Source organism: Variovorax sp. Soil_C_17 (genome assembly GCF_057657265.1).
In genome coordinates this window covers 1-222 of sequence record NZ_JBDGIT010000078.1, presented here as the reverse complement: position 1 = coordinate 222, position 222 = coordinate 1, and the positions used below count along the sequence as shown (strand labels likewise).

The window sequence follows — 222 nt, the reverse complement described above, 5'->3', positions numbered from 1 at the left end:
CGGCCCGAAGGTCTCCTCGCAGCTGCAGGCCATCGTGGCGTCGGCGTTCACCAGCACCGTGGGCGCGTAATAGTTCGCGCCCAGATCCCCAAGGCGCCTTCCGCCGGCGAGCACCCTGGCGCCTCGTTCGATGGCGTCCTGCACATGGCGCTCGATCTTCTCCACCGCGCGCGCATTGATCATCGGCCCGATCTGCGAGGCTGCGTCGCTCGCCGGGCCCAC

Annotated in this window: 1 protein-coding gene; it reads right to left on the bottom strand. The window is 69.8% G+C overall.

The annotated features are described in order from the left end of the window. On the bottom strand, positions 1–222 hold a 222-nt coding region (locus AC3A6Y_RS35115), incomplete at both ends, for an aldehyde dehydrogenase family protein (RefSeq protein WP_487872807.1).